Origin of the sequence: Clostridium culturomicium (assembly GCF_000821305.1) — a bacterium.
Lineage (GTDB): Bacteria > Bacillota > Clostridia > Clostridiales > Clostridiaceae > Clostridium_J > Clostridium_J culturomicium.
This window is the reverse complement of the sequence record NZ_CCXK01000017.1, coordinates 432,667-449,017: the sequence shown is the minus strand read 5'-3', so window position 1 is coordinate 449,017 and position 16,351 is coordinate 432,667. Positions and strand designations below refer to the sequence as shown.

General features: G+C 30.6%; 13 protein-coding genes. 2 read left to right on the top strand and 11 right to left on the bottom strand.

Features of this window, described 5'->3' with window-relative positions:
• Positions 1–17: 17 nt before the first annotated feature.
• From BN1075_RS14550 to leuB, 8 genes are all read right to left on the bottom strand, one after another.
• Positions 18–1,670 carry a bifunctional metallophosphatase/5'-nucleotidase gene (locus tag BN1075_RS14550; protein WP_052406564.1) on the bottom strand — a complete coding sequence of 551 codons (1,653 nt, stop codon included), beginning with the start codon at positions 1,668–1,670 and terminating at the stop codon, positions 18–20.
• Between the two features lie 102 nt (positions 1,671–1,772).
• Positions 1,773–2,177, bottom strand: a complete 405-nt coding sequence (locus BN1075_RS14545) for an RDD family protein (RefSeq protein ID WP_040193949.1) — start codon at positions 2,175–2,177, stop codon at positions 1,773–1,775.
• Positions 2,178–2,418: 241 nt separating this feature from the next.
• Positions 2,419–6,786: a 2-hydroxyacyl-CoA dehydratase gene (locus tag BN1075_RS14540; protein ID WP_081911617.1), complete on the bottom strand. Its 4,368-nt coding sequence runs from the start codon at positions 6,784–6,786 to the stop codon at positions 2,419–2,421.
• A 164-nt stretch (positions 6,787–6,950) separates the two neighbouring features.
• Positions 6,951–7,220: a YgjV family protein gene (locus BN1075_RS14535; RefSeq protein ID WP_042387363.1), complete on the bottom strand. Its 270-nt coding sequence runs from the start codon at positions 7,218–7,220 to the stop codon at positions 6,951–6,953.
• 84 nt (positions 7,221–7,304) lie between these two features.
• Positions 7,305–8,054 carry an SDR family NAD(P)-dependent oxidoreductase gene (locus BN1075_RS14530; RefSeq protein WP_040193948.1) on the bottom strand — a complete coding sequence of 250 codons (750 nt, stop codon included), beginning with the start codon at positions 8,052–8,054 and terminating at the stop codon, positions 7,305–7,307.
• A gap of 540 nt (positions 8,055–8,594) precedes the next feature.
• The gene (locus BN1075_RS14520) at positions 8,595–8,939 is read right to left on the bottom strand and encodes an FMN-binding protein (protein WP_040193947.1); all 345 of its coding nucleotides are present in this window, start codon (positions 8,937–8,939) and stop codon (positions 8,595–8,597) included.
• Between the two features lie 158 nt (positions 8,940–9,097).
• Positions 9,098–10,438, bottom strand: a complete 1,341-nt coding sequence (locus BN1075_RS14515; protein WP_081911616.1) for a DEAD/DEAH box helicase — start codon at positions 10,436–10,438, stop codon at positions 9,098–9,100.
• A 307-nt stretch (positions 10,439–10,745) separates the two neighbouring features.
• The gene (leuB, locus tag BN1075_RS14510) at positions 10,746–11,825 is read right to left on the bottom strand and encodes a 3-isopropylmalate dehydrogenase (RefSeq protein WP_040193945.1); all 1,080 of its coding nucleotides are present in this window, start codon (positions 11,823–11,825) and stop codon (positions 10,746–10,748) included.
• A 251-nt stretch (positions 11,826–12,076) separates the two neighbouring features.
• On the opposite strand from leuB, the gene BN1075_RS14505 reads away from it, so the two are divergent.
• Positions 12,077–13,285 (top strand): NAD(P)/FAD-dependent oxidoreductase, encoded by a 1,209-nt coding sequence (locus BN1075_RS14505; RefSeq protein WP_040193944.1) that lies wholly within the window; start codon positions 12,077–12,079, stop codon positions 13,283–13,285.
• Between the two features lie 41 nt (positions 13,286–13,326).
• Here BN1075_RS14505 and BN1075_RS14500 read toward each other — a convergent pair whose 3' ends face one another.
• Positions 13,327–14,145: an alpha/beta hydrolase gene (locus BN1075_RS14500; RefSeq protein WP_040193943.1), complete on the bottom strand. Its 819-nt coding sequence runs from the start codon at positions 14,143–14,145 to the stop codon at positions 13,327–13,329.
• Positions 14,146–14,551: 406 nt separating this feature from the next.
• On the opposite strand from BN1075_RS14500, the gene BN1075_RS14495 reads away from it, so the two are divergent.
• Positions 14,552–15,127 (top strand): manganese efflux pump MntP, encoded by a 576-nt coding sequence (locus tag BN1075_RS14495; RefSeq protein WP_040193942.1) that lies wholly within the window; start codon positions 14,552–14,554, stop codon positions 15,125–15,127.
• Positions 15,128–15,277: 150 nt separating this feature from the next.
• On the opposite strand, the gene fsa is transcribed toward BN1075_RS14495, so the two are convergent.
• Complete coding sequence (gene fsa / locus BN1075_RS14490) at positions 15,278–15,925, bottom strand: fructose-6-phosphate aldolase (RefSeq protein ID WP_040193941.1); 648 nt, start codon at positions 15,923–15,925, stop codon at positions 15,278–15,280.
• Positions 15,926–16,143: 218 nt separating this feature from the next.
• Complete coding sequence (locus BN1075_RS21645) at positions 16,144–16,293, bottom strand: CPC_1213 family protein (protein WP_268871558.1); 150 nt, start codon at positions 16,291–16,293, stop codon at positions 16,144–16,146.
• Positions 16,294–16,351 lie beyond the last annotated feature (58 nt).

The following is a 16,351-nucleotide window of genomic DNA, read 5'->3' as shown; positions in this document are numbered from 1 at the left end:
TACTCATACCTTATTTTCTATATTATCCCACTTTCCTTAAGTTCCAAAACATTTAAAGATTTATTATAAGGTATATCCAAAATTCCCTTATTTACTTTAGAAATCAACTCACTTCTTATATCTTCATCAAAGTTCATTCCAAGAAGCTTCCAATTACCATCCAATTCAGGATTTATATTTTTTACTTTCTTTATATAATCTATTAACATTTCCTTCACCAAACGTTTAGACTTCCAAATAGGCTCAGCTTTTGTAAATCCCCTGCCCTTCAACGTAGTGTAATAACAATAATCACTCACAGCTAGTTTAATTATCTGCCCCTTTTTAACTAATTCCCCCTTTAATTTTAAATCTATAATCCTTTTTCCTATAGGCTGTTTTAAATCAATATTAAAGGTTACTCCTGAAAAGAAATCATGCTGATACCCTGGAATATCTGTAGAAAAACTTATAGACACATCGCCTTCTTTTAACTGATTATATGCTGATGCAGTCCACTCCATATATTCCTTTAACTGTTCCCCTGTAACCTCAACAACATATAACTTAGTATCAAACTTATATATACCACATATAGTTCCATATGTAATATTACCCATTGGAATATTACAATTTTCTCGTATTAAGGACGTTGCTGAAACCTCTGCTCCTGAATTTAATAATTGAACTCTATTTATTAATTGAATTACAGGAGTTTCCTCCAGCCTTCCTTGAGGTATCCAATTGATTTCATTGCTAGGTTGAAAATCCCTCAAAGCTTTTCCTAAAACTTCGCCATGAGCTAAATTAATAGTTTCATTGTGTGCCTTTTTAACTATTGGTAGTTCTCTAATTTCATTACTAGGCTCAAAATTTTTCATATCAACAATTTTTACCTCTTTATTAACTACATTATTCTCTTTATTTAAATATAAATCAAAGTGAATAATTTCTCTTCCTTTATCTGTTGCACCACCTATTATAGTTTTATTAATTTTATCCTTTACAGTTATATGAAAATGTCCTACAACAAGGACGTCTACTTCCGGACATGCCTCAACAATATTTCTAGCAGCATCTTCACATGGGTTTATCTCTCCATCTAGGCTACAATGAGCTAAAAGTATTATTATATCTGACTTTTCCTTTATTTCATCTATATATTTTATTACAGTTTCAACCAGAGGCAAAAATTTTAAATTTTCCACTTTACTTCCAACCCATTGCGGTACCATGGGAGTCGTTACACCAATTATTCCTATACTTACTCCACCTTTTTCTACAATGGTATAGGGCTTAACAAATTCCTTCCCACTCAACTTGTAGACAGTGTTAGCAGATATTGCAGGAAATTCTAATTCTCTTTCAAAATTCTTAAGTATTTGCAAATCAAAATTAAACTCATGGTTTCCTAAATTCATTGCATCATAACCCATATAATTCATCACAGTGGCTAAGGGATGTTCCTTTTCCCACCCTCTATTATATAAGTCATCAGTTAAAATGGTACCTTGGAGTATATCTCCATTATCAACAAGGATAGTATTAGGATTCTTCTTTCTTACTTCATTTATATATGTATAAAGACTTGCCATTCCACATTGAGGCATTTCTTTGTTATTTTCATAGTTATATCCCCAAATATTACTATGTACATCCGTTGTTGCTAGTATCGTTATTTTCTTCAACATGCAAATCTACTCCTATCTTTAATTCACCTTAATTATATACAAAATCTTACCTTTAATCAAAATAAAACCCATGAGTAATCTTACTCATGAGTTTAAATAATTTTAAAGTTTTAAAAGCGTTCTACCAAAAGTATTCTTTAATTTTGAAGCCGTCATAATCGGAGCGTAAAAAATATTAACTATTATATATATAATAATAAACATATTGTATTTACCAATTAAAACAAATCTATAACCAATCATATGTATTATCGCACTAATTATAAATAATAAAATTATACTAATTCCAACACAAAATACTTGATCAAGTATTGATGCTAATAATCTAGATCCGAAACCTTTTTCTTTCTTTATTTCTTCAGACTCCATTACTTTCTCTTCGACTAATATCTCTTCATTGTCTTTAATATCTTCTTCTGATACTAAAACTTCTTCACCAACATTTTCAACGTTTTCCACTTCCTCTGTTGATTGAATTTCCTTTTCTTCTTCTTCTCTATTATTCATGATGATTCCTCCTAAACTTTCTTGTTCACTTTATGCCCTCCGACTAATATACTATATTTCCTTATATATGTAAATTACGTGGATGTAAATTTAATATAAATCTTTTTATATTTGTGCAATTTTAACTAAAAATATTACATCCACCTAAAATTAATATACTTAGCGAAACTTAGCTGTACTTTAAATTTTATAATTAAAAAAGCAGTTATGTTTAGAAACACCTAACATAACCGCTTTTTAACTATATTCTACTTTCTATAGATGTAATTGAATCATCATTACTTACTATATCTTTAGCAATTGCAACTATTTCTTTTGCTTTTATTGCTATTTCATCAGATTTATTTTTCTCCTTATTTTCTTTACCTTTATCAACATAGATTTCTTTTTCTAAATTCTTAAAGGCAACTGATAACATTAGCTTAATTCTGTTGAGCTGATTAACATTAGATGCTCCTGGATCATAATCAATGGCAACAATATTAGCACTTGGATATTTATCCTTTAACGCCTTTATCATTCCCTTTCCTGTAACGTGATTCGGAAGGCATGCAAATGGCTGAATACACGCAATATTGGTTGTACCACTTTCAATTAATTCGAGCATTTCACCTGTTAAAAACCATCCTTCCCCAGTTTGATTTCCAACAGATATCAATGGTGAAGCTAATTCTGCTAGCTGATTAATTTTTTTAGGGCTGCTAAATCTCTTGCTTCTATCAAGCTCTTTTCTCATGGTTTTTCTATAACTTTCTATAATTTCAATACCAACAAAGCTCAAAGCTTTTGTTATTTTACTTTTACCTAAATAATCAGCCTTAAACTTTGTATCATAGATACAATATAAAAAGAAATCAATTAGATCTGGTACTACTGCTTCTGCACCTTCACTTTCAATAACCCTTACTATATCGTTATTAGCTGTTGGATGAAACTTTACTAAAATCTCACCCACAACTCCAACTTTAGGCTTCCTTGAATCAATAATTGGCAAGTTATCAAACTCCTTTATAATACTTATAATGTTAAAATTAAATTCCTTTCTCTTACCATTCACAAGGTTTTCTTTTACTTTTTCACTCCATTTTTTATATAAACTATCAGCGGAGCCCTTTACTTTTTCGTAAGGTCTAACTCTATAGAGAACTCTCATAAACAAATCTCCATAAACTAAGGCCATAGCTCCTCTGTTTAAAAATCCTGGTGTTAACTTAAAGCCTGGCTGTTCTCCCATGCCTAAAGTATTCAATGATATAATTGGAATATTTTCAAAGCCAGCCTGTTTAAGTGCTAATTTTATAAAGCCAATGTAATTTGTGGCTCTGCAGCCTCCCCCTGTTTGAGTAATGATAACAGAAGTATTATCTAAATCATATTTTCCTGACTTTAAAGCTTGTATCATCTGTCCTACAACTATTATAGAAGGGTAACAAGCATCATTATTTACATATTTTAAACCTTCATCTACTGCCGTCATATCCATGGATGGCAATACAACAACATTATATCCACTAGCTCTTGCAGCTGCTTCCACTAAATCAAAATGTATTGGTGCCATTTGAGGACATAATATAGTATGTTTTTTCCTCATATTTTCATCAAAAGGAGGATTCTTATATTCAATCTTCTCTTCAACTGGAACATAATTTTTTCTTTCTCTTTCATCTATAGCTGCCTTTAATGAACGTATTCTAATTTTTGCTGCCCCTAAATTGTTACCTTCATCTATTTTTAATAAAGTATATAATTTACCTTTTGATGCAATTATCTCAGAAACTTGGTCTGTAGTCACAGCATCTAATCCACAACCAAAGGAGTTAAGTTGTATTATTTCTAAATTTGGATTATCTCCTACAAAAGCAGCAGCTCTATACAACCTTGAATGATATACCCATTGATCTACGACTCTTAAATCATCTTTTAGCTGCCCTAAGTGAGCAATGCTGTCCTCAGTTAAAACAGCCATATCATAGGAGGTAATTATATCCGGAATACCATGATTAATTTCGGGATCTACATGATATGGTCTTCCACATAATACAACTCCCTTTTTATTATTCTCTCTTAAATAAACTAAGGCCTCTTCGCCCTTTTTCTCAATATCCTTTTTAAATTTTTTCATTTCCTCCACAGCCGCATTAACAGCTTCTTTTGCTTCCTTGTAGGATATATTATACTCTTTAAACTCTTCAACAATTCTTTTAGGGAGTCCCTTCTCATCATCCAAAGAAAAGAATGGTTCAATAAACCTTATCCCATTATCCTTTAACTCATCCATATTATTTCTTATTACCTCAGGATATGATGTCACCATAGGGCAATTAAAATGATTGGTTGGTTCCTTAAACTCTCTTTTTTCATAAGGTATACATGGATAGAAGATAGTTTTCACGCCTTTTTTAATCAAATCCATAATATGTCCATGTACAAGCTTTGCTGGATAACATGCAGATTCTGATGGAATTGTCTCTATTCCTAACTCAAAGATCTTTTTACTAGATGGAGCAGATAATTTCACACTAAAACCAAGCTGTGTTAAAAGAGTAAACCAAAATGGATAATTTTCATACATGTTTAACACTCTTGGTATACCAATTTCTCCCCTTATTGCATCCTCTACCTTTAAACTTTTATATGAAAAAGTTCTTTTATACTTGTATTTGTAAAGATTTGGTGCTTGTTCTTTTTTACTTTTCTCAATACCTAATCCTCTCTCACATCTATTTCCTGAAATAAATATTTCACCATTTTTAAATTCATTTAAAGTTAATAAGCAGTTATTCCCACATTGTCCACATCTTTTAAATGATGACTCCATTGAAAAAGATTCAACCTCTGCCTTTGAAACTATTGATGATTTTTCTCCCTCAATATATCTTTCTCTAGCAATTAAAGCGCAACCAAATGCACCCATCAATCCAGCAATATTAGGTCTAACAACCTCTTTCTCAGATATTAACTCAAAGCACCTCAGTATGGCATTATTATAAAAAGTACCACCTTGAACAATAATTTTATCTCCTATTTCACTTTTATCTCTTAGCTTTATGACTTTAAACAGAGCATTTTTTATTACGGAATAAGATAACCCAGCTGATATATCTGCAACTGATGCACCTTCCTTTTGAGCTTGTTTCACTCTGGAATTCATAAAAACTGTACATCTAGAACCTAAATCCACCGGTGCAGTTGATTTTAAAGCTTCTGTCGCAAAATCTTCTACCCTCATATCTAGAGATTTAGCAAAACTTTCAATGAAAGAACCACATCCTGATGAGCAAGCTTCATTTAAAAGAATACTATCTATTGCACCATTTTTTATTCGTAGACATTTCATATCTTGTCCACCAATATCTAAGATAAATTCTACCCCTGGAAGAAAATAATCAGCTGCTTTATAGTGAGCCATTGTTTCAATTTCCCCAATGTCAATATGAAGCGCCGTCTTTATTAAGCCTTCGCCATATCCTGTTACAGCAGAATTTACAATCTCTACTCCTTCAGGAAGCTTACTATAAATATCCTTTAAAATGCTAACTGCTTTTTCTAATGGACTTCCTTCATTGCTTTCATAGAAATGATACAGCAGTTTACCGTTCTGATCCATAAGCACAGCTTTTGTTGTGGTTGACCCTGCATCAATGCCTAAAAATATTTTTCCACTTTCACTAGTTAAGTCACTAGTTTCAGCCACAGCCTTGTTATGTCTTTCTTCAAATTTTATATACTCACTTTTAGAAGCAAATAACCCCTCAAGTCTCTGAGTTTCTTTATCCTTAATATGTGAAATTCTATTCACTTTATTTACAATACTAGAAAGATTAACAATATTTTCTTTTTCCGATAAAAGTGCAGCACCTATAGCAACATAAAGCTGTGAATTTTCTGGTGCAATATAGTGCTCCTCATCTAAATTCAAAGTATCTATAAATCTATTTCTAAGCTCTGGTAAAAAGTATAGCGGCCCTCCTAAAAACGCCACCTTTCCCTTTATAGGCTTTCCACATGCTAAACCTCCAATTGTTTGATTAACTACCGCCTGAAAAATAGATACTGCAATATCTGCTTTATTAGCTCCTTCATTAATCAGTGGCTGAATATCTGTTTTTGCAAAAACTCCACATCTTGAAGCTATTGGATAAATTATTTTATAGTTCTTAGCAAGATTATTTAACCCCATAGCATCAGTATTTAAGAGCATGGCCATTTGATCAATAAATGCTCCCGTACCTCCAGCACAGCTTCCATTCATTCTTTGCTCTATGCCACCTCCAAAGTAGGTAATCTTTGCATCTTCTCCACCTAACTCGATAATAACGTCCGTATCAGGTATCAAGGTTTCAACAGTTTTTGTACAAGCTATAACTTCTTGAACAAATTCAATACCAAGCCACTTTGATACAGACAATCCACCTGAACCAGTTACAACCACTGTACATTCTATTTCTTTCATTACCTCAAAGGTACTATTAATAAGGTTAATTATGGTAGTTCTTATATCAGAAAAGTGTCTTTCATATTTGCTATAAACTAAATTATTATTTTCACCTAATATAGCAATCTTCACTGTTGTAGACCCAATATCCAATCCTATTTTATAACTTTCCATATTTTCCACTTCCCCACTTTCCTAATTTAATTATCATTTGTTTTAAAAAACATCATTTATAATATTATACTACTCTAAATAAATATTTCCAGCTTTTCAATATATGTATTACTTTTAAGTTTTTTTATTATTTACACAAAAAAGAAAAATGAAAAGCAGTTCCTCTACTTTCCACTTCCTTTTGAATTGTTTTTACTTTCTCCATTATTCTTTTCATTGGTTATCTTATAAAGATAATATAGATTTATAAAAACTATTACGACATTTGTTAATGCTACTGGATAGGCTTTTATCACAAGTCCATAGATTACAAAGCATAATGATCCTACTAAATTAATAAACCTTAGTTTTATTATGTCTTTCATAAACATTGAAACTGCAATTAATATAGAAGCTAAATACCCTACCCATTCTATTAATGGAATTCCAAACATAAATAATCCTCCTTAAAACGTCTATCTTTATTTTGCTTCCTTTAGAAGAATTTATTTATGGTAAATTATTTATTTAAATTTCTACTAACACTTTTTCTTTTGAATTTTATATGCAGCCTTAAGCATCATCTTATTTGGAGTAATTTTTGTGAAGCAATAGGATATTTTCATAAGTGTTCCAGGGATTATTATTAATTTCCCTTCTTCCATCTTTCTTATGGCATAGTCAGCAACATCATAAGATTTAAGTCCTTTAAGGTTAAATGCAACATTTGCTCTATCATTAAAATTTGTATCTACTGGACCTGGACAAAGTGCACCGATATATACCCTTGAATTTTCTCTCCTAAGTTCTTCGTATAATGCCTCTGTTAATCTTACAACATAAGCTTTTGAAGCATAATAACTTGAAAATAAAGGTCCTGGTGAAAATGCAGCTGAAGATGCAACATTTAAAATTGACCCTTTATTTTTTTCTTTAAAGGCTCTTAAGAATAGCTTTGTTAAAATGTGAACTGCTTTGATATTTAAATCGATCATATTTAATTCCTCATTTAAATCCGTATCAAGAAACTTTCCAAAAACACCATAACCAGCATTATTTATTAAAATATCTATTTCTTCATCTTTTACTAAATCATATAACCTAAAACAATTTTCAGGTATCGAAAGGTCCATTTGAATAATCTTAACCTTAGTTTTCAATTTGTTTGCTAATAATTCCAATTTGTCTTTACTTCTAGCAACTAAAATCAGCTCATAACCTTTATTACTATAAATTTCAGCCATATCTCTACCTATACCTGAACTTGCACCTGTAATTAAAACCTTCATAAAATTCCTCCTTATATATGCCCTTTTATAATACCAAATAATAGAATATAAAAAAACTACTTAACTGTATTTAATAAAAACAGCTAAATAGTTATCTTTACTTACTTTTGAATATTTCAAATGGTTTGCCTACTGGTAAAAAAACTTTTTCAAAATGATTATTAAGTACTGAAGCTGCTGAGCCCTAAAATGAAAATACTGCAATTAATAATTCTGAATATACAGCAATTAAATGTATCGTATACTCCATTATCCCAAAAGTACAGAATGTTAGTCCTATATATAAAAAGTCAATCAATACAAATATGCTAAACAATACCTTTTGAGTTTCCATTGTGCCAATTGTCATATATACAGTAAAAACCAAATAACCTCAAGGATGAGGGATCCGTAACATCAATTCTTATTTTTGTACTTTCCATAAAAAATACCTCAATTCTCATATTACTTTACTTCATTTATAAATAAAAAAAATAACACTCATTTTATTATTACTTAAAATGAGTGTTATTATTAAAGGGTTTCTCTACTTAGTTAAAACTAGTTTAACTCAACTCCAGCTTCAGCTAAAGCATCTCCAGCAGCTTTTATAACTGCTTCGCTAGTAACTGTTGCACCAGTAACTGTATCTACAGATAAGCTCTTAGATTCAGCTATTGCTTTAACTATTTCATCAGCAGCAGCTCCACCGATATCAGGAGTTTCACTAGAAGCATCTACGTTTACTTCTTCTAATTCTCCATCTTTAGAAACTTTAACTTCAACAGTTACGTCTCCACCGAACCCTTCAGCTGTTGCTTTGTAAGCTGTTGACTTGCTTCCGCATCCAACAAATGCAACTGCAGCTAAAGATACTGCTAATACTATACTTGATATTTTTTTCATATGGTAAGCCCCCCTGTCATCATTTTCTTAACCATTATATCACATTAATTGCAAAATACAAGCTATTGTTGAGTCTATTAACCTTTTTTCGCACTTTTTTTACACTTAATTAATATATATTAAGGTACTATTTTAAAGTAAATTTAATTAAATTCAATTTACTTTCTTTTTCGTTGACTTTTTCCTTTATTAGTTGTACTACCATAATCCCATTTTTTCTTCGGCTTTGCAGCATTTCCACTTTGATTCAGCTTTTTAGGCAATTCATTCTTTTTCATTGGAGCTGTCCCCTTAGAATTTTTACTTCCAGAAGAAGCCTTTCTTGTATTCATCTTCTTTTCGATAGTTAAATTAATTGCTGGATATGGATTTTCTAACACTGTAGGTATCTTTTTCCCAATTAGAGTTTCTATGACATGAAACATATCTCTTTCTGAAATATCACAGAAGGAATAAGCAAATCCACTTGACCCTGCACGTCCTGTTCTTCCAATTCTATGAACATAGGTTTCTGGTGCACTTGGAAACTCATAGTTAATAACATATTTTAAATCTTCAATATCAATTCCTCTTGCTGCAACATCTGTTGCAACCAGCACTTGAATCTTACCTGTTTTAAACTCCTTTAGGATCTTTTCTCTTGCTTCTTGAGATCTATCTCCGTGTAAGGCATCTGATTTAATTCCAGCTCTTGATAAATCAATCTTTAACTTATTTGCCCCATGCTTAGTTCTCACAAATACCAATACTGACTTAATTTCTTCTTTTTTTAACATTTCTAATAATAACTTCAGTTTATTATTTTGATCAACAAAGTATACCCCTTGTACCACAGTATCAACGGTTGAAGATATAGGTGATATATTTATTCTAACCGGACTATTTAAAATAGTTTTTACTAACTCCTCAATCTCTTTAGGCATAGTAGCTGAAAATAATAAATTCTGTCTCTTCCTTTGCATGTAGGAGATTATTCTCTTAACATCACCTATCATTCCCATATCTAGCATTCTATCAGCTTCATCTAAAACTAAAAATTTTACATTACTTAAATTTACATATCTTTGATTAATTAAATCTAATAGTCTTCCTGGAGTTGCTACTAAAACATCCATACCCTTCTCAAGCTCTTTAACTTGAATGCTTTGTGAAACTCCCCCATAAATTACAGAAGTCTTTATATTCATATAGCATGAGTATGCTTTAAAGCTTTCTGTAATTTGAATAGCCAGTTCTCTTGTTGGTGCCAAAACTACAGCACTTATTGATCTATTTCCTTTTATATTTCTATTATTATCAGATGCTTCATATATCTTCTGCAATATAGGTAGTGCAAAAGCAGCAGTTTTTCCTGTACCTGTCTGTGCACACCCAAGTAAGTCCTTTCCTTCTAAAACCTTCGGAATAGCTTTTTCTTGGATTGCTGTAGTTTCTTCATACCCTTCATCCTTTAAAGCTTTAAGAATTGGTTTGATAATATTTAAATCATTAAATTGCATATTTTCTCCTTTGCGATTATATTCTTATACTTAATAAATCTTAATGTAACTCAACTAAAAAGTTTTATCATTTTAAATGATATATATATTTACATCCTTTAATTAATAACAAAATAAAAAGAGACATGATATTTTATGAAATTAAAGTACTCATAAAACCTAATCTCTTTAATTAATTATTACTTAACGATTAATTAATTTCAATTACCTGTCTTATATAATAAGAGAAGCAATACATATATTATACATACTTTTTTTTAAAAATACATCCTATATTTAAAATTAAATAATTCAACATTCACTTTAATTATTGAAGATTTGCAGCAATTAAATCTCCCATTTCAGATGTACTTACTAATGTTTTCCCGTCAAAGAAAATATCTTCAGTGGCATACCCTTCTTTAATAACTTTATTTATGGCTGTTTCAACTGCCTTAGCTTCGCTTTCTAATCCCATTGAATGTCTAAGCATTAAAGCTGCAGAAGAAATCATTCCTATTGGATTTGCAATGTTTTTTCCGATAATCTCTTCATTTGGATTATGAAGCTGATTAGGAGTATATATACCAACACCATCTGTGCTTATTTCAGCTGACCCTAACATATCTGCAACACCAGTTATTTGACTGATTTCATCAGCCATAATATCTCCAAAGATGTTCGATGCAATTATAACATCAAAATGACTTGGATCCTTAATTACTTCCATAGCTGCATTATCAATAAGGTAATGTTCCAATTCTACCTCAGGATACTGTTTTGAAACTTCATTTACAACAGTTCTCCACAATTTAGAACTTGCTAAAACATTTGCTTTATCTAAGCTTGCTAATCTTTTTCTTCTCTTCATAGCTAACTCAAAGCCCATTTTAGCCATATTTCTAACAATGGATTCATTATAATATTCTATATCACTTGCTTCTCTTCCATAAAACCCATCATCGGTTAATCTCTTAGAACAAATCATACCACCCATTATATCTCTAACCATTATAATGTCTATTCCATCTTTTAATACTCTTTCTTTTAAAGGAGATAGTTCAAACAGCTCCTTATTCAAATATATAGGTCTTAAATTTATGTTTGCATCCAGCTTTTTTCTTAAATTTAAAACCGCTCTTACTGGATTTAATTCTAAAGGATTATTTTTCCATTTACTTCCACCAACATTTCCAACTAAAGTTCCAATACATTTTTGACAAACTTCTATTGTATCTTCTGGCAATGGACTTCCAACTTTATCTACAGCCTCTCCTGCACCAATAACTTCATGAAAATTGAATTTATGGCCATAAAGTTCTTCCACCTTTTTTAGCACCTTTACAGCTTCAGTAATAATTTCTGGACCTATTCCATCTCCGTTAATTACAGCTACATTAAATTCCATTGTTTTCCCCACTCCTTTAATGTCATATTAAAAATAATTAAATATATATTTAAATTTTACATTATAAAATATAATATCATTTTTTATCCATCTTGGTTTTGTATACACTTTTTACCTCTTGTATACACACATTATTAATAATTATAATTCACTACAATTATTCTTGCAATGATTGATATTTTTTCTACTAAGTATAATCTACTCATATAGAACAAAACATAGATATATAAAAATTGTCGAGGTGGAATTCTATGAACAGCTTGGTACAAGGAAAACCCTATTTTACAAATATAAACACTGAATTTAATCAATATAAATATTTATCTAAAGATGCTTCAACAGAAGTTCTGATTATTGGTGGTGGCGTAACTGGTGCACTTATTTCTCATTACTTGACTGAAAATAAAATAAACTGTATGTTAGTAGAAAAATCACGAATTGGTCACGGAAGTACTAGTATAACAACAGCCTTGCTTAAATATGATCTGGATGATAATCTTGCTTATTTAAACCAGTACACTTCCCTTGAAAATTGTATTAAATCTTATAAACTAGGAGTAAAAGCTTTATCTGATTTGAAAGATATAATATCTGCTCAAGGAAATTATTGTGATTATAAAGCAACAGATTCTTTTCTTTTCACAAACAAAACAATAGAAGAAAAAGAAATCTTCCAAGAATATCAACATAGAAAAAATACAGGTTTTGATATTCAATTTATTGATACCAGTTCTAATCCTTTTGAGTTTGATATTAAAGCTGGGATATTAAGCAAAGAAGGCGGAGCAGTATTAGATCCTTTTAAATTTACTCACCAGCTTTTATCTAATGCTGAAAAAAAAGGCGCAAAAATTTATGAAAACACATTAATTAATAAAATTATATATAAAGAAAATTCTGTAGAGGCTTTTACAGAATTTGGCCATAAAATAACCTGCAAGTATATAGTTTGTGCTACAGGTTATGATATCAGTTTATTTACCCACAAACCATATGGAACAAAACTTGTGACCTATAATATAGTTACTTCTCCAATTGATAATTTCGACCCACAACTAAAAGAAGTAATAGTAAGGGATAATTGTTCACCATATAACTATTTAAGAATGACAAGTGATAATAGAGTTATTTTAGGTGGTGAAGATGAACCCTATGAACAAAGCATATTCAATAAAGCAATGGCTGAAAAAAAATACTCAATTCTAACAGAACGATTAAAATCACTTCTTCCAAGTATTAAAGATGATATACAAATTGATTTTAAATTATGTGGTGAATTTATTTCTACTCGAGACAATTTAGGTTTTATCGGTAGGGATGGTTTTCATAAAAATCTCTACTACTGTTTAGGCTATGGTGCCAATGGATTGATATTTTCTATACTTGGTGGTCAATATCTATCCAAATTACTAAAAAATCAAGATGATCCTGATATGGAAATATTTAACCTAAATAGATAAAACTAAAAATGCAAGGCAAATAAAATCTGCCTTGCATTTATTTAAAATAACCATGTTACAACTTCAGGAAACCTTTTTGCCCATTCCCCTTCATTGTGAATTGCTCCCTCTATTATTTCAAATTTAATTTCATCATCATTTAATCCAATTCGTTTTAAGGCCTTATAAATTTCTTTATTTGACTTCATATAAATTTGCGGAAAATTACCAACTTCTGGATTATTAGTTTCCTTTGTTCCAACATCCATATAAATCTTCATCGGTAACTTTTTGCCAGTATTCTCAATTAAAGATTTCATCTCCTTTTCTGCAAAGAAACTTGCAGAAGATAATGCCGCTACTTTAGAAAATACATGCTGATACTTTATTGCTGCAGCTAAAGCTATAAAAGCTCCCATTGAACTGCCACCGATAGCTGTAAATTCTCTTTCCTTAAGGGTTTTGTAATTTTTATCAATATACGGCTTTAGCTCATTAACAATGTAATCTATATACCCAAATCCACCCCCTCCAGGTAGATTTGTAATAGCTACATGAGGCATTGTTTCCTGCATATTTGCATTGTTCCATGGTGAGTATTCCAAAAATCTTAATCTAGGGTCACTATCAATACCAACTACAATAATTCCTTTAGTTTTACCTTCATTGTAAAGTTCGTCTAGAGTTTTCTTTATATTCCATATCTCGCCATAGTCCGCCGTATCTTCATAAAAAAGATTTTGTCCATCCTGCATATATAGAACAGGATACCTGCTGCTATTCCTTTCATAATCTGGTGGCAAATATATTCTCAAGCTTCTCAACCTTTTAAGTTTCTTCATAGGGAAATTTTCGATAACCCTAACTGTTCCACTCTTCATAGAATCCCCTCCATCCATTACTTAGAATCTATTGTATATTATACCATAACTAACAATTAAATTATATGTTCAACTATTAACGCAAATTTAAATTTATATTTTACTACAATTGACAAATCAACTATATTAGCGTAAAATTTAATTAGATAAGGGAGTAGTTAGCACGAAGTGTAATAAAGTCAACATTCTGATATTCGTATCTGGCTTTATTTTAAATAATGAGACTTGTCTGCGTTTTTTATGCGCAGATAAGTCTCATTTTATTTTGTTTATTATATTTTTATTTTGCACCATAAATTATAGATTTGGATTTTTGCTTATAGAACCTCCTTCTCATATTCATTCGAAGGAGTAAGCTAGCATTAGCCAGCTCATAGATTTGGATGCTTACTTAAGGAGATTGAACATGAATTTACTTGAATTATTTATTATTGCTGTAGGTTTATCAATGGATGCCTTTGCAGTTTCAATATGTAAAGGACTTTCCCTACAAAAACTTTACTTTAAAAATGCCCTTACTGTAGGACTTTATTTTGGAATATTCCAAGGCGGAATGCCTCTGATAGGTTATATCTTAGGAGTACAGTTTCAAGATAAAATAACAGCATTTGATCATTGGATTGCATTCGTCTTACTTGGAATCATTGGACTTAAAATGATAAAAGAAGCTTTAGAAAAAGAGCCTGAACATGAAATTGCATCAGATGAGGTAAGTGATGAATTATGTTTTAAAAATATGACTATTTTAGCTATAGCTACAAGTATTGACGCTTTAGCTGTAGGCGTTACTTTCGCTTTCTTAAATGTAGACATAATACCTGCTGTATCCTTTATTGGAATTGTAACACTCGTACTCTCAATGGTAGGTGTTAAAATTGGAAACATTTTTGGTACAAAATATAAGTCAAAAGCAGAACTAGCTGGCGGAATAATACTTATTCTAATGGGTGCTAAAATACTACTTGAACATCTATTAGGATAATATATACATAAGATTTAAAGTTAAGGATTACAAACAACAAAATACTCCTCTTATACTAAATTCACAAATTTTTATTTCATAAATTATATGATTTTTACACTTCGCTTACTAGGTTAATAAATAAAAAGAAGAAGATTAATCTTCTTCTTTTTATTTATTAAAGGCTTCTTCCCAATCTTTTTTAAATCTAGCTATTCCTGCATCAGTTAAAGGATGCTTCAACATTTGCATTATTACTTTGTATGGTACTGTTGCAATATGAGATCCCGATGCTGCCGCTTCTGTCACATGAGGTATAGTTCTTATGCTTGCTGAAATTATTTCTGTATCTATTCCTTGAACCTTGAATACTTGAGAAATATCTTTAATCAACGCCATTCCAGGAGTTGAAATATCATCTAGCCTACCTAAAAAAGGACTTACATAGGTTGCTCCAGCATTAGCTGCTAAAATTGCTTGTGCTACTGTAAAAATCAAAGTAACATTAGTCTTTATGCCTTCTTTAGAAAGAACTTTTACCGCTTTTAACCCCTCACATGTCATAGGAATTTTAACGACCATATTTTCATGAAACTTAGCAATATTTCTTCCTTCCTTAATCATCCCTTCAGCATCGTCACTAATTACTTCTCCACTAATAGGACCATCAACAATAGAAGTAATAATCTTTATTGTATCCCAAAAATCTTTCCCTTCCTTTGCAATTAATGAAGGATTTGTAGTTACACCACAAATGACGCCCATATCATTTACTTCACGAATTTCATCAATATTAGCTGTATCAATAAATAGTTTCACTTTAACCATTCCTTTACTAAAATATTTCTATTGTTATTCACATAAAATAAAAGTAGATTTTAGAATATAGTTATTCATATACCTCTTAATTATTACACTTTTTACCATGCACTATACATTCTTATCAAAAAAACTAAAACCAGTAAAATATGAAAATACTTATTGCTTTAACAAAGCTTTAAAAGTTATTTTCTTCTACTGGTTTTAATATCACTATATTACTTCTTATTATTAAATTCAGTTGTATTTAATCCAAATACAGCTCTAGCACTTTCTGCTTGTGGGTCATGCTTAATATGCTTTGAATGAAATTTACCATCACTCTTTTTATTGTTTTGTGTACTCTTCATTTTATTTTCTTTGCCCATATTTTTCACCTAACCTCCATTTAATTTCTCCTCTTTAGTATTTCTTTCACTAATTTAA

Excerpts from the sequence above, each read along its gene's own strand:
- BN1075_RS14550 (WP_052406564.1), bottom strand. The coding sequence starts at position 1,670 with ATGTTGAAGAAAATAACGATACTAGCAACAACGGATGTACATAGTAAT.
- BN1075_RS14545 (WP_040193949.1), bottom strand. The coding sequence starts at position 2,177 with ATGAATAATAGAGAAGAAGAAGAAAAGGAAATTCAATCAACAGAGGAA.
- BN1075_RS14540 (WP_081911617.1), bottom strand. The coding sequence starts at position 6,786 with ATGGAAAGTTATAAAATAGGATTGGATATTGGGTCTACAACAGTGAAG.
- BN1075_RS14535 (WP_042387363.1), bottom strand. The coding sequence starts at position 7,220 with ATGTTTGGAATTCCATTAATAGAATGGGTAGGGTATTTAGCTTCTATA.
- BN1075_RS14530 (WP_040193948.1), bottom strand. The coding sequence starts at position 8,054 with ATGAAGGTTTTAATTACAGGTGCAAGTTCAGGTATAGGTAGAGATATG.
- BN1075_RS14520 (WP_040193947.1), bottom strand. The coding sequence starts at position 8,939 with ATGAAAAAAATATCAAGTATAGTATTAGCAGTATCTTTAGCTGCAGTT.
- BN1075_RS14515 (WP_081911616.1), bottom strand. The coding sequence starts at position 10,438 with ATGCAATTTAATGATTTAAATATTATCAAACCAATTCTTAAAGCTTTA.
- leuB (WP_040193945.1), bottom strand. The coding sequence starts at position 11,825 with ATGGAATTTAATGTAGCTGTAATTAACGGAGATGGAATAGGTCCAGAA.
- BN1075_RS14505 (WP_040193944.1), top strand. The coding sequence starts at position 12,077 with ATGAACAGCTTGGTACAAGGAAAACCCTATTTTACAAATATAAACACT.
- BN1075_RS14500 (WP_040193943.1), bottom strand. The coding sequence starts at position 14,145 with ATGAAGAGTGGAACAGTTAGGGTTATCGAAAATTTCCCTATGAAGAAA.
- BN1075_RS14495 (WP_040193942.1), top strand. The coding sequence starts at position 14,552 with ATGAATTTACTTGAATTATTTATTATTGCTGTAGGTTTATCAATGGAT.
- BN1075_RS21645 (WP_268871558.1), bottom strand. The coding sequence starts at position 16,293 with ATGGGCAAAGAAAATAAAATGAAGAGTACACAAAACAATAAAAAGAGT.